The organism is Schlesneria paludicola DSM 18645 (assembly GCF_000255655.1).
GTDB lineage: Bacteria > Planctomycetota > Planctomycetia > Planctomycetales > Planctomycetaceae > Schlesneria > Schlesneria paludicola.
Genome location: NZ_JH636434.1, coordinates 2,574,843 through 2,587,698, shown reverse-complemented (window position 1 = coordinate 2,587,698; position 12,856 = coordinate 2,574,843). Strand labels below are relative to the sequence as shown.

Here is a 12,856-nt window from a genome sequence, read left to right as displayed (position 1 = left end):
CCGAGGTTTTCAAATTTTTGTGGCTTCGATCGGCTCGATACCGTTCCAAGTGCCAGACATGTCAGTCGACTCTGAGCCGGGCTGACGTTCAAAATCCTCTTTACTTTCGGAGTCGTACCAGCGGATCGAGACCCCATTGGGGTTATTGAAAATAAAACTGCCGCGATTAGAGGCTGAGGGAGGGAGTGGTGGTGGAGGGCCTGGTTGAGGCGGCATCCTCGTCCAGCGAGCCGATCCGTCGGCAGCGAGATAGTAGTAATAGAATTCGTTTCTCCACTTCACCTTCCACCAACCTATGACCCAGGGCGGGGTGGGTCCGGGAGGTGATTGAGCAAACAGCTCGATATCCAGCCAGCCTTGCAGATCCTTGGGCTCGTACTCTTTCTTCCCGCGGACCCGCATGATGTTATCGTATTCCTTCGTAACATCCTCTGTGGGGCGAATGTGCCGGCTTTGCCCCCCGGCGACCCGCTCCAAAATGCCCTTATCCATTCCCACCGCCACATCGACGTGCCACGCGGTATGTCGCAAGATGTCGCCGCATTGAGGCAGCTTCTGACTCGTGGCAGGCACCCAGGCATGAGACTTACCCGCTTTTTTTAACGTTTCCTGAAGGTTGAAAAAGCCATCGACCTTCAAGTTAAGAGCTTTGGGATCGATGGTACTATACAGATTGATTCCCATCTGTCCTGAGTACCAGACGACAAAGTCAATGCAAACTGTCCGCAGGACTCCGGTGAGGTGCTTCGTGCTCTCCCATTCCTCCTGGAGCGAGCGATGCGTCTTTCCGTTTGCCAATTCTTCGAACAGTTTCTTCTCGTCCCCTGGGGCATCCGATCGAACTTCGCCAGGGACTTTGTCCAACAGGCCACGAGCTTTTTTGCGAAGGTCCAACATGTTGGTGTCCTCATTTGAACAGCACACTCAGTAGGTCGATGCCATGTTGTCGCCAGTCGTGCTAAAAAGTTGCTCAGAAAAGGCAATCGACCTGGGTTTTGCGTTCGAATTCGAATTCAGTCTGGCGGTCCTGCAGGCAGGCTTCAAGTACGAGTAATCCGAACAGGCAGATGGAGACTAATTGTTGAATCTCGTCCTGTAAGTTGATTAGACTTGCGGTTCACCCGAAGTCTGATTGAATCTGTTATTAATCCTATCAAAAGCCCGAGTCTCGACGCAGTTCTGCGGCGCGGGCCTCACTTCTTTCGTTGAATTTGATTCTTGAGACGGAAAGGAACCTATGCGATCGCTTCAAAATTCCCATGTTCGAGGTCGGTTGATCGGGATCTTGATTATCGCATTGGCTTGTCCGTCGTTTGTCCTGGCGAAGGAGGAACTGCGTTCCTGGGCCGATAAATCGGGTAAGAACAAGATCAAAGCCAGGTTCGTGAAGCTTGAAGATGACGTCGTCACGCTGGAAAAAGAAGATGGTGAAGAGGTCGAGATCGAATTAAGCCTGCTCAGCGTTGCCGATGCGAAGTTCGCGTCGGAAGCCGCAGAGGGCAGCCCTTTCAAGCCCAAGGCGAACGACCCCTTTAAGTCGAAATCGAAATCCAAATCGAAGACGGGAAAGAGTGTCAAAGACGTTGGAGACGGGATTCGCGAAATCGCCGTCGACCTGTCCACCGCCGAAGAAATCGGCCCGGCGTTGACGACCGAGAGCTGGAAAGTCGAGATTCCGGTCCCAAAGTCGACTCCTGCGAAAGCGTCCATCAAATCGATCTCGATTCCAGGCCGATTGGACTTCTTCGAAAAAGTGGCGGGCCTTCATATCAGTGGCGGTGAAACGTCCAAGCATGCCGTCATTGGCTATTTGTTCGATCGGCATCAGGAAGTGGGAACGGTGCGCGTGACGATCTGTGATCTCACCACGGGAAAATCGAGTAGTCCTGCCGTCGCAACCGGCAAGATGATTCCGCTTGCCCTGCATGATGACGGCAAGCAAATTGTGATGCGCCGAGAGGAATGGGGTTTTGGAAAGCATGATCTCCTGGAGATCTGGACTCCGAAAGGAACCAAAATCGCAAAGTCGGTTGCCTGGACTCCCTATAAAGGCGAGACAACCAGCGGCCGCGATGTGGTCTGGGCGCGGTTTCTGGGGCCAAACAAACTCGCGACTTGCAGTGGCAACGGACGAATTGTGATCTGGAAATATCCCGAGATCGAGCCCATTTGTAAGTTTGAATCGAGCTTTACAGCCATTCCTGCGGTGAGTCCCGATCGTAAATTGATCGCCTATTCAACGGGAAAAGAAGTCGGTCTATTCGACATTGAAAAACAAGAAATTGTCGGACAAAAGGACTGTCCAGTCCCGCTTCAACGTCCGTCCATGGCGTTTAGTCCGTCGGGCGCACGCCTGGCATGCGTGGCACTCGATAAGGTCATCGTCTGGAATACCGCAACCGGCGAGCTCGAGCATCAAGTGTCGTGTCCAGGTTTGATTCTGATCGAGGGGGCGGAATTCCCCGACGAACAATACGTTCTCGCGGGGAATAAGTATCTGATTGACCTGGAAAATCAGTTGAAGCTTTGGACCTACGACGGGGCCGAGCAGATTCGAGCCGTGGATGGAGTGAGCTATTTCGCAGTTGTTGGAACGGACAAAAAGCCGGGGGCTCTGATTCCTGCCAAGATCCCTCACCCCGCCGCGAAAGATTTCGTAACCAAAGCACTGACTCAACCAGATCTGTTCGTATTGAAATCGGGAACGACAGTTCGAATTCAAGCGGACGCGATTCCCGATGCTTCAAAACGTGATGACGTGATCAAGGGGCTGACGACGTGTCTGGAGGCGATCGGCTGCCAGGCGGGGCCGATGGGAACAATCGACCTCGTTGCATCGCAATCAGGACCGAAAGAAACCGAGATTCATTTCAACACGATCGGAACTTATAAGTTCAAAGAGTTCACTTCGAATGTGAAATTTGTTTACAAAGGTCAGTCCGTCTGGGAGCGGCACAGTACGAATTCGCCTGGATACGTTAGTCTTAACCGAGGCGAAAACATGGAAGGACATCTGCGATCGCTCGAAAAGCCTGATTACCAGTTCTTTAAGTCCGTCGAGTTGCCAAAACTCCTCCAGAAGCCGAGCGCCGGTCAGGCGACGGCGAATTTGCAGACATTGGGGCACTCACACGTCACGCCGACGGGCATTCGATAGCCGAACCCGTTCCGGTCAAAACGCCGTCCGGACAAGGCGCCATTTCTCTGACCCCGTCGCGTTCTTTGTGCTACTTTTTATCGCTGAAGAGGGACATCAAGGTCCGCAATTCGTCTTCCAAGTCTTCCGGTTTCTCGATTGTCGCAGAGACCTCTTCCAGCAGAATGTTTCGGTATCTTGATCGCATTCTGGTGATCGCCATTCCGACGGCGGCAGGTGAGAGTTGCAGTTGGCGGCCGAGTTCTGCATACGAAGACTCGTTCGCGCGTGGGATCAAATGAGGCCGAATTGCTGCGAACAATTCAGATTGGTTTCTTCTCTCGTAGTGTTCGGACAAGCGTTGTTTGACACGATCGAGCAATGCGACTGCCCACTCGCGATCGAACGCTTGATCAAGCGAGTGGTCGCAAGCTTGTGCCTGAGCGAAACGAGCGTCGGCGTCCATCTGCTCCAGAGAGATAATCGTTTTACCACCTCCCCGAATCAGTCGATTCGCATTTCGATGGTGGTTCGCCATGAAATTCTCGAACGTCCGCAATAAATACGAGCGGAAACGTCCTTTTTCAGGCGAAATCGATTCGAATCGATTGCCATTCAGCAGATGGACGAAGAAGGCTTGCGTCATGTCCTGGGCGTCGTGATCGTTGGTCCCCTTGCGTCGGCAAAAGGCATACAGCGGAAACCAATAGATGCGAGCGATTTCATTCCAGACATCTTCGGCCTCACGGACATTGGAATCCTTGATGCGCAGAACGACGCTCCAACGCGTTGTTTGAAACCGGCTGCGATTGACCCGATCATCATCAGCCAAAAACTGTTCTGCCACGTTCCCGCCAATTCATTGGAATCTGCTGACGATCCTCAAGAGCCTGTTGAAAATTTGGGGCCTCGCCCTGATGAGCCTTCACCCTCGCCATGACGTTTGCAGGGGAACAGAGTTTGCCCCGATTGCCATCACGGGGGAAGTCTGATGATCGTGCTCGCCTCGATTTCCGAACCGATGATTTAACAAAATTTCTCAAAAAAAACTGTTGTCTTTGCGACGAAAGCGTGTTGATTGAACTGGAGTCTAGCGCGTCAAAATTCCTGACGCAACTGGATTCATGCTCGGAAAGCTCCAAACGGCCAGCGAGATCTTTCGGCAGTGCCAGCGGTAGCGACCAGGACGCACGTAGCGAAAGCAACGACGAATAAAATGACTGATGGGACTGATGTGCGATGTGCCGTTTGTGGCAACGTAATTCCGGCGAACAAGACTCCACCCGAGTGCAGTTTTTGTTTGCTTGGATTGGGGCTCGGTTCGGCAGAGAAAAGGCCGAAGTCCGCGGATCATTCACGGGAACGGGATTCGTCGATTGGAGCGCCGGAATGTGAACCGCCTTAGCCGACTATTGGAGTCAGTGGGCAGGCACTTCGTATTTACATAGGCAAAAGATACCTGGCGTCAAAATCTGATTCTGACGCCAGGTATCTTCGGTGACCTGCCCTAATTCGATCGTCGCAAATCGGTCGGACCGATCACTGCGAGGCCGGACGCTGTTTTGCATTGTCTGAACAGCACTTTTACCGAACCGCGGCATGCCGGCTGACGTCGCGATGTGGGCCCATCCCTTTGTGTGATCCGGCCCCGACTCGCGTTTGTCGTGATGGATCCCGAGGTCTGGGATTCGCTTTCGGGAATCCATAGCCTTGCTGATCCCGTGCAGGCATTTCATGGGCCCTTTCGAAATGCGCGAGCCTGATTGCGACCCTTGCAACGAACAATGCAGCGCGATCAGAATTCACCCATGGCTTCGCCGTCGTTGATCTGAAAAAGTCGTCTCATGGTTTCCGCGTCAAGTTTGTCGGAAATCGCGCGGACTGATCCGTCGCAGAACAATGCCCAGATACGTCCATCGGCCTGGCCGGACAATTCTTTCAGCGGCTGTTTAAAATCGATGACAAGATCATCAGGCCTGGTCCACGCAACAGCCGTGTCGGAATTCGAGTCGACGACCATAATCGTGTTTGACGTTCCATCGGTGATTTGTTTAATTGCGTTCCCTTCTGAAGTTGCAAAGAGTGTCTTATCCGCGATTGGAACGAGAAACGTCGTCTTGCCACTCGCTCGTTGATCTCGCGTGATATTGGATGACACGAACACGTCCGGCATCCGCTTAATCAACTTGCGATTGTGTTCGCTGTCCCAGGATTCATCGAGATGAAACTCGTCGAACAATTCCTTCTGATCGAGGAATGGCAGAATGAGAACGCGCCAACTGAGCAGTTTCTTGCCATCATTACTTACGACCGCGGCTGCGGGAAATGCATTGTGCAGATCGTGGTAGTTGTGCATCGCCAGACCGATTCGTTTGAGATGATTCTTGGTCTGAAACCTGCGGTTATTTGTTTCCATCAGATTCAGCAACGGCGTGGCGATTTCATTCATCAGCCGACTGGCACCGTGATTCGCGTCGGTCAACGAAAGCACAAGCTGATCGGTTTCTCTCGACGGCGTAAGGAGCGAAAGCAATCCCGTTCCGCTTCCGATAAACGCTTTCGTCTGCGGGGAATCCAGTGCCAATTTCAGCCCTGCAGCAACGAGTTGTTGAAGAGCTTCGGCCGACGTGACATCTTTGGCTTGGACGATCATTTTGACGGAGGGCCTGGACGATGGAGTGACGCCCAGGGCCAGCCAGTTCCAGCCTTCAGTGACGGTGCCAAGCGGCGATCCACCGAACTCGTTTGGCAATCGAGGAAGAAATTCTTGCAGAACCCGCCGTACGTCTTTTCCCAGTCCGAAGGCGATCTGGATCTGAGAATCCTTGACGGATGCGAGGGCCATCGCAAATTCTGGTCGATTGCTCGACATCTTATGCGGCCCCTGAGCCACGAAACCTGATTCGTGAACGATGACTCCATGGGACGCGATTGTGACTTCGTCCTGCCATTGAGCTTTCAGCGAATCGACAATTGCGGCCCGCTCTGCGTCCGGCCCGTCCGTTGGAACGATCAGTGTCGGACGTAAATAGGGCAGACTCTCGGTCGACAGCAAGAAAAACGCTTCACGAACTTTGAGCGCGGCGAGGTCTTGCAATGTCCTTCCAAACCGCGCCGACGTTTGGCCAAAATGACCTGTGGGATCGGGAACTTCGATCATGAACTTGCTGATTGTCGCCAGGTCAGGTCGAGTCAGGTCGATCCGTGCGACGAGCACCGTTTCCTCGTTGACCCATGCTTGAACGGCGGTCGGCAACGACTGTTGAGCGATCGCCGACGATGTGATCACACAAGTCACGATTCCCGCGAGGGACAATGTGCGAATCATTTCATTTCCTTAGAAGAAGGGCGAATTGTGACCAGAAAGCGTCGGCCGGAATATTCTTGACCCGCGTCGGTGGGTGGGATCAGCAGGTCCGCTCGCTGATTGACGACTCGGTAGAGCGGTCGTTTTCCCGTGGACGGGTTGGTGGGGACGGGAACGACTGTGATCTGTTCAAGTGAGGCGGGCGGCTTGCCGGAATTCGCCGCGGCGTGCATCCGAATGGCCTCGACCGCCGTCAGGCCCGCAATCAAGACTCGCTGGCGATTGGAAGCCTGTAGCACTTGGGCCGACGCATAACTTAGTTCCGTATTGATCATCAAGGGGTCGTGCGTGGGCAACGAGCTTGCAGGCTTGCCAAAATAGCCTTGTGCGATCAGTTCCTGGGAAGCTTGTTTTTGCCGCTCGTATCCTTGAGCAAATGGGACCAGCAGCCATTTCGAGGTTTCGCTGCTGACATGGGCATAGCAGTCCCGTGCATAGATCGCAATCACCTGCCCAACTGGCATCTGTTCGATTCGCTGGGCGTCATAGCCTGCGGAAATCAATTCGCGCTTGGCAATCGGATAGTTCTTCAGCAACATCGCGGTGAAGAGGGCTTGGCTCTCTACCGAGTTCGATTGAGGATGATCGGTCCACTCGCCCAACTGGACAAACGCCTCGGTCAGCAATTGTTTCCATTCGTCGACAGAACGTTGCGCCGTTTCCGCATCTTGCAGGAACGGGAAGACGCGAACGGCCATCGTCGATTCCAAATGCGCGGCCGCTTGAATGTTCACGAGCGGATCGGGAAGTGCGCGGAACGCCCAATACAAGTTGGGCAAATTTTCCATCGCCAGCAAATCAATGACGGTTTCACCCGCGACCGAACTGACCGCGATTCCAACGAGATTGACAATAATGTTTGGGGCTTTCGCTAAGTCGTTCGACAATTGATAGATCTGTCCGACTGTCGTGATTGCGTCGTCGAGTCGCTTTTCGGCAATTTCGAGTCGGGCCTTCGTTCGTAGTAACCGGGCCAGCGACCGTGCGTACTGAAATTCAATCAAGCGAAAATCGACGACCTCTTTGCCTCGCATCTCCTGGAATCGGATTCCCCAATCGCACGCGTCGCACGTCGTCGCAGTCTTGATGTCACCAAAGAGTCCCTGCCTTTGGTTCACAAACAGTCTCACTTCATCAAGTGGAAGCTTGTCCAACGGAAGTTCGAACCAGGCTTGCATCTCGGTCTCTTTCCGGCCGCTTTCCAGAAAGTCCATGATCGCACGGTTGTAAAACACCGCCGCGTTTCCGGCGTGTCGTTCAGTGAGTGGAACGACGAATCGGTGTTTCAGTGCGGGGTTCGGTTCCTTCGCGGCCGAGACCGTCAGTTCATACGTCTTCACCGCAGGTACAGGTTCGGGAAAATCTTCGTCCGCCCAAGCTGAGCCGACCATTCCCGACGAAGTTACAGCCAGTGACGAACACAATAACAAGAACACTTTTGATCGACTGGCGAATGTTGCTGGGTCACGCGTCATAGGTTTGGCTCCTCGATGAGTCGGTTAATCAAAACTTGAGATCTCTCGCCGTGCAGCAACGTCCGGTGACTTAGAACGGGAGCGGGATCACCCCGAAAGGCGAACTCAATTGTTCGCTCTGGATTCACTGACGTCAGGCTGGAATTCGAAAGGCCGTCAACCATTTGTTCGATCGATGCCAGCCGTGTCTGCAATCCTGCGAGCTCATTCGAAGCTGGATGGGCGGTTGCCGCACTGTGGACATTCGGTGTTTCCGGTTCTTCGCGACCCGTTCGAGGCGTGATTGAAGCCAATTGCTGCGCGGGCGATTCCCGTATGGCAAGGATGCCGGTTTCAGGAACGCGCTCGGTGCTGGGGGGAATCACCGACGGACCTCGCTCGGCGACGACAATTTGAGGTGGCTGTTCATGACGCAGAGTCAACGATGCCCCAAGCCCCAGTGAGAAAGCGAATAACACGACCGCCGCAGACTGCCAGACGTGCAGAGTTCTTTCTAAAGACGAGACGTTCGCGAGCAGTACCGTCCGCGCCGCGGCCTGCCCCGCCTCAAAGACCATCTGATCGCGATTGCTGATTGGGGAATGAGCTTCAAACGCAGCAAGCCGTTTGGCAAACTCATTCAAGTCGTTCGGCAATTCGAATGATTCGTGTTGTTGCATCGAGCCTCCAATACTGCTTTCAGGTTTTTCAGTCCTGATTCAAATCGACGAAATGCGGTCGCTGTCGAGATTTCGAGCGATAGGGCGACTTCCGCGTATCCCAGTCCACCCCAAATTCGTGCGACGATGACTTCGCGCTCGTCGTCACCAAGTTCCCCTAACGCGATCAATAGCTCTTCCACATCGACGGCATTTTCATGCCGCTCGTTTGAAACGCGAGCGAGGCGAGCGGCCATCGCCTCGTGCCTTCGGCGACGTGACATCGATCGATGAGTCGTCATGGCGCGTCGTCGGACGACGTGAAATAGCCATGCGACGATGTTCTCGGGCGGCGTCGTTTGACGGGCGAGCTCCAGTACCGCCTCCTGGACGCAGTCCTCGGCTGAGTCGGTCCATTGTGAGGCAAACAGTGAGAGCGCCGCAAAATGCTCGTCGAGCAGTTGCGCCAGCTTCGCTCCACTGAACCAGGTTGTCATTCACACAGCCTTCGGTTGAACCTTTTCACTGATGTCGCCGGTCGATGGCCGTTTTTTCACGAAATTCGGGATGGTGGAAATTTGGCGTCAGAAAAAGAACTCCCGGTCCGCACTTCGGACGAGGGTTCGTGTCTCTCACGGACGTCGCTGCGTCATTCCCGATCTGGCGAGCATTGCAAATCCGTGTCTTATACTGCTACCTTCGCGAAGACGCGATGTCTGTGGTTTGCTGCTTTTGTGTTCCTGGAGCAAAACAAATGAAGATCGCTGGAGCCCGTCTGATTTCCCTTCTGATCTGCTCTGCGTTCGAAGTGTTAGTGCTGGCCGAGTACTCGCGTACCATGGCGGACGATGGTTCTTTGGCGGGAAATTATGCTGGTCAGGTCCGCGCGGATAATGGATTGTCGATGACGCTGGTCTGGTGTCCACCGGGCGGGTTGATGATGGAGCAGGTCGAAGTCCCTCAGGAGCCCTCTGAATCAGAACCGAATGCGGAACAAAATCGTCGCGCCATCAAGGTTTCATTAAATCACGGCTTCTGGATGGGCCGCTACGAAGTCACGCAGGCCGAGTGGGATCGGGTAATGAAAACACGCCCGTGGAACGATTGCCGACACTTTGTGCCTGACCAGGACGATTCTGCGGCGACGTGTATCAATTGGTTCGATGCGGCGGAGTTTTGCTGCAATCTCAGCCGTGAAGAACGCGCCGCTGGTCGGCTACCGGAGGGCTGGGAATACACGCTGCCCACCGAAGCTCAGTGGGAATATGCCTGCCGCGCTGGGACGAAAACACGCTTCGATTTCGGTGACGATGATTCTCTGATTGGCGAGTCAGCGTGGTTTTTCGAAAATACTTCGGGCAAGCGTGAGCGATACGCCCATCGTGTTGGACAGAAGCGGCCGAATGCCTGGGGACTGTTCGATATGCACGGCAATGCGAGCGAATGGTGTCGTGACTTTTACCAACAGAAATTGCCGGGTGGTGTTGACCCCTATGTCGCTGACGAAGGGTGGAATCGAGCGATTCGTGGTGGCTGTTTTAACGATCTACCGGACGCCTGTCGGTCGGCCCACCGCGATCGTTTGTCGCCAATCCCCCGCGGTAACTGTATTGGCTTTCGGATCGCGCTCTGCCCCGGAGACGCTGATTCGACGGTCGCGACGCTGCAAAAACTCAAGCAGACCATTCCTATTCTCGTGGAGACAGAACGCTCAGGACCTGCACTCGAGCCCGCAGCGCGGAAAGCAGGTGCGTTTCCCGGCGACGAGCCCGATGTCGTCCAGGCCCTGATCAAGATCAAGAATCTGAGGGGAAGCGTTCGCCGAGATTTTGGCAAAGTTGACGCGCCGATTCTTTCCGTTGACCTCGCCTTCAGCAATCACCTTCGCGACGACGATCTGGAACTGCTGCGGCCGCTCAATTCCGTGCGGGAGGTCAACCTGGCCCACACATCCGTCCATGGTGACTGTATTGAACAGATTGCAGGTTTACCTGGCGTGCTTTCCTTGAATTTGGGCGGAACGAAGATCTCGAACGCAGCGATGCGAGACATTCGAATGTTGCCAGATATTCAAGAACTCTGCCTCTATGACACGGCTGTCAGTGATGAAGGTGTGGCTCATCTCTCCGAGCTGAAAGCATTGAGACGACTATTTTTGAATGCCACGCCCATCACGGATGCCGCTCTCAAGAGCCTTGCCAGAATGGATTCATTGACCGATCTGAATCTAGAGGGGACTCGCGTTAGCCCGGCGGCACTCGATGAACTGATCGCGGCTCGACCCAACTTGACGATCACGTCGCCAATACCGGTCGTCAACAGGGACACTGTTCCATCGCCACTCGTGGGAAAAATCTCCATGAACTGGACTGCGGTTGACCTCGCGGGACAGAAGCACTCGTTGGAAGAATACCGTGGCAAAGTGGTCATTCTCGATTTCTGGTTTCGCCAATGCTCGTGGTGCCTGAAGGCAATGCCTCAAGTGAACGAGGTCGGTCTGCATTTCATGAACCAACCCGTCGTCGTGATTGGGATGAGCACGGATGAAGATGAGGAAGACACGGCCGCCGTCGTGAAAAAAATGAGTCTGAACTATCCCGTGCTGAAAGCTCGGGAAGTGGCTGAGCAATACGAGATTGATGGATTCCCGACACTGCTCGTCATTGATCCTAATGGAGTCATCCGCAAAGTTCACGTGGGCTATTCATCAGAGCTACGGGAAGAACTCATCGCAATCGTCGATGAGTTGATCAAAAAAGAATAAGTCGGCAGATGGTCGATCGATTGCCTGATCGATGCAGCGTATCCAGATGCGGCAACACCTTCTTGTACGAAGGGTGGTTCCGAGCCTCAATGTTGCTGTTGCTGCCTACTGCGGCTGGCCAGAACGATTTTTGGGTCGGACCTTGACTCGTGTGAACTTATGTAATAATTGAAGTTACATGAAGCGCGACAGTCGATTATCGGGCGTACTTCACGTCCTGCTGCACATGGCAGGGCAGAGCGATCCCGTCACGTCCGAAATGCTTGCGAAGATCATGCAGACCAACCCGGTCGTGATTCGACGGATCATGGCGGGGTTGAAAAAGCAGTTGTACGTACAGTCGGAGAAAGGGCATGGTGGCGGATGGACACTTGTCTGCGATCTGTCGAAGGTGACATTGCGTGACATCTACGTCGCGCTTGGTAATCCTTCGTTGCTCGCGATTGGTAACCGGACGGAGGCACCTGGCTGCCTTGTCGAACAAGCCGTCAATGTAGCACTCCAACAGGCGTTTCATGACGCAGAGAGTCTGCTACTAGCGCGTCTTGGTGAAGTGACGCTGGCCATGCTGAGTGCCGATCTTCAGGAGCGTCTTGTGGCGCGTGGAGGTTCGCACGAGCACTTTGAAGATGGTCACGCGTCATAACGTCGTACTCGTCGGCTGTGTAACGGACCCACGTCCAACGTGATTTGTCATCTGCCTGAAGAATTCTCGCAGTTGAAGCCGAGTGCGATGTCGGTACGCGTGGCCGTCTTGGATTTGTTCCCCTTTTCGTTCTCGAGATCGAACTATGAGCGCTCGAATCGATCCGTTCTCTGATCCACACGCCGTGGCGCGATATGCCGAAGGACCACCGCGGTTTGTCCCCGGCTACAATGGATTGCAGCGGATGACGACGCTGCTGCTTTCAGAACGTGTTCCCGAGCTTGGCCACATTCTCGTGCTGGGCGCTGGCGGCGGACTGGAATTGAACGTGTTTGCTCAGGCGATGCCCCAATGGACATTCGATGGAGTCGATCCGTCTGCTGAGATGCTGAATCTGGCCGAACGAACTCTTGGCCCGCTTGTCTCGCGCGTTCGCCTGCATCAAGGGTATGTCGATGATGCGCCGGCCGGGCCGTTTGACGCGGCGACGTGTCTTCTGACATTGCATTTCGTGGATCTGAAAGAGCGCAGACGCATTGCAGCCGAAGTCCGCCGCCGACTGAAGCCCGGAGCACCGTTCGTGGTGGCGCACTTCAGCTTTCCTCAGGGTGAGGGTGAGCGTGATCTCTGGTTGTCACGATACGCTGCATTCGTCATCGATTCAGGCGTGGCCCCCGAGCAGGCTGAGAACGCCCGTGCAGCGATTGACAGGCAATTGCATATTTTCTCGCAAGAGCAGGACGAAGCGATTCTGCATGATGCCGGTTTCTCGAATGTCGGCCTGTTCTATGCCGGGTTTGCGTTTCGCGGTTGGGTGGCCTACGCCTGAT

10 protein-coding genes are annotated in these 12,856 nt (G+C 54.3%); 4 read left to right on the top strand and 6 right to left on the bottom strand.

Annotated features, from left to right (window positions below; all coding sequences use genetic code 11):
• Positions 1–9: 9 nt before the first annotated feature.
• Positions 10–897: a hypothetical protein gene (locus tag OSO_RS0112775; RefSeq protein ID WP_010583697.1), complete on the bottom strand. Its 888-nt coding sequence runs from the start codon at positions 895–897 to the stop codon at positions 10–12.
• A 340-nt stretch (positions 898–1,237) separates the two neighbouring features.
• On the opposite strand from OSO_RS0112775, the gene OSO_RS0112765 reads away from it, so the two are divergent.
• Positions 1,238–3,157 carry an SHD1 domain-containing protein gene (locus OSO_RS0112765; protein WP_010583696.1) on the top strand — a complete coding sequence of 640 codons (1,920 nt, stop codon included), beginning with the start codon at positions 1,238–1,240 and terminating at the stop codon, positions 3,155–3,157.
• Positions 3,158–3,227: 70 nt separating this feature from the next.
• On the opposite strand, the gene OSO_RS0112760 is transcribed toward OSO_RS0112765, so the two are convergent.
• The 5 genes from OSO_RS0112760 to OSO_RS43310 all read right to left on the bottom strand — a co-directional run bounded on the left by OSO_RS0112760 (position 3,228) and on the right by OSO_RS43310 (position 9,113).
• Positions 3,228–3,983 (bottom strand): RNA polymerase sigma factor, encoded by a 756-nt coding sequence (locus tag OSO_RS0112760; RefSeq protein WP_010583695.1) that lies wholly within the window; start codon positions 3,981–3,983, stop codon positions 3,228–3,230.
• Between the two features lie 948 nt (positions 3,984–4,931).
• Positions 4,932–6,464 (bottom strand): DUF1559 family PulG-like putative transporter, encoded by a 1,533-nt coding sequence (locus OSO_RS0112740; protein ID WP_010583692.1) that lies wholly within the window; start codon positions 6,462–6,464, stop codon positions 4,932–4,934.
• A complete protein-coding gene (locus OSO_RS0112735; RefSeq protein WP_010583691.1) occupies positions 6,461–7,978 on the bottom strand; it encodes a hypothetical protein in 1,518 nt (505 codons plus the stop codon). Before OSO_RS0112735 ends, OSO_RS0112740 begins: the two co-directional genes overlap by 4 nt.
• A complete protein-coding gene (locus OSO_RS0112730; RefSeq protein ID WP_010583690.1) occupies positions 7,975–8,637 on the bottom strand; it encodes a hypothetical protein in 663 nt (220 codons plus the stop codon). The genes OSO_RS0112735 and OSO_RS0112730 overlap by 4 nt, the downstream gene beginning before the upstream one ends.
• A complete protein-coding gene (locus OSO_RS43310; RefSeq protein WP_010583689.1) occupies positions 8,598–9,113 on the bottom strand; it encodes an RNA polymerase sigma factor in 516 nt (171 codons plus the stop codon). Before OSO_RS43310 ends, OSO_RS0112730 begins: the two co-directional genes overlap by 40 nt.
• Positions 9,114–9,370: 257 nt before the next feature.
• On the opposite strand from OSO_RS43310, the gene OSO_RS47885 reads away from it, so the two are divergent.
• The 3 genes from OSO_RS47885 to OSO_RS0112710 all read left to right on the top strand — a co-directional run bounded on the left by OSO_RS47885 (position 9,371) and on the right by OSO_RS0112710 (position 12,855).
• The gene (locus OSO_RS47885; RefSeq protein ID WP_162130538.1) at positions 9,371–11,380 is read left to right on the top strand and encodes an SUMF1/EgtB/PvdO family nonheme iron enzyme; all 2,010 of its coding nucleotides are present in this window, start codon (positions 9,371–9,373) and stop codon (positions 11,378–11,380) included.
• A gap of 178 nt (positions 11,381–11,558) precedes the next feature.
• The gene (locus OSO_RS0112715; RefSeq protein WP_010583687.1) at positions 11,559–12,026 is read left to right on the top strand and encodes an Rrf2 family transcriptional regulator; all 468 of its coding nucleotides are present in this window, start codon (positions 11,559–11,561) and stop codon (positions 12,024–12,026) included.
• Positions 12,027–12,171: 145 nt separating this feature from the next.
• Positions 12,172–12,855, top strand: a complete 684-nt coding sequence (locus OSO_RS0112710; protein WP_010583686.1) for a class I SAM-dependent methyltransferase — start codon at positions 12,172–12,174, stop codon at positions 12,853–12,855.
• The last annotated feature ends 1 nt before the right edge of the window (position 12,856 follow it).

What these genes read in the sequence shown, in the direction of transcription:
- OSO_RS0112740 (WP_010583692.1), bottom strand. Translation starts at nt 6,464, where the DNA reads ATGATTCGCACATTGTCCCTCGCGGGAATCGTGACTTGTGTGATCACA.
- OSO_RS0112710 (WP_010583686.1), top strand. Translation starts at nt 12,172, where the DNA reads ATGAGCGCTCGAATCGATCCGTTCTCTGATCCACACGCCGTGGCGCGA.
- OSO_RS0112715 (WP_010583687.1), top strand. Translation starts at nt 11,559, where the DNA reads ATGAAGCGCGACAGTCGATTATCGGGCGTACTTCACGTCCTGCTGCAC.
- OSO_RS0112775 (WP_010583697.1), bottom strand. Translation starts at nt 897, where the DNA reads ATGTTGGACCTTCGCAAAAAAGCTCGTGGCCTGTTGGACAAAGTCCCT.
- OSO_RS0112730 (WP_010583690.1), bottom strand. Translation starts at nt 8,637, where the DNA reads ATGCAACAACACGAATCATTCGAATTGCCGAACGACTTGAATGAGTTT.
- OSO_RS47885 (WP_162130538.1), top strand. Translation starts at nt 9,371, where the DNA reads ATGAAGATCGCTGGAGCCCGTCTGATTTCCCTTCTGATCTGCTCTGCG.
- OSO_RS0112735 (WP_010583691.1), bottom strand. Translation starts at nt 7,978, where the DNA reads ATGACGCGTGACCCAGCAACATTCGCCAGTCGATCAAAAGTGTTCTTG.
- OSO_RS0112765 (WP_010583696.1), top strand. Translation starts at nt 1,238, where the DNA reads ATGCGATCGCTTCAAAATTCCCATGTTCGAGGTCGGTTGATCGGGATC.
- OSO_RS43310 (WP_010583689.1), bottom strand. Translation starts at nt 9,113, where the DNA reads ATGACAACCTGGTTCAGTGGAGCGAAGCTGGCGCAACTGCTCGACGAG.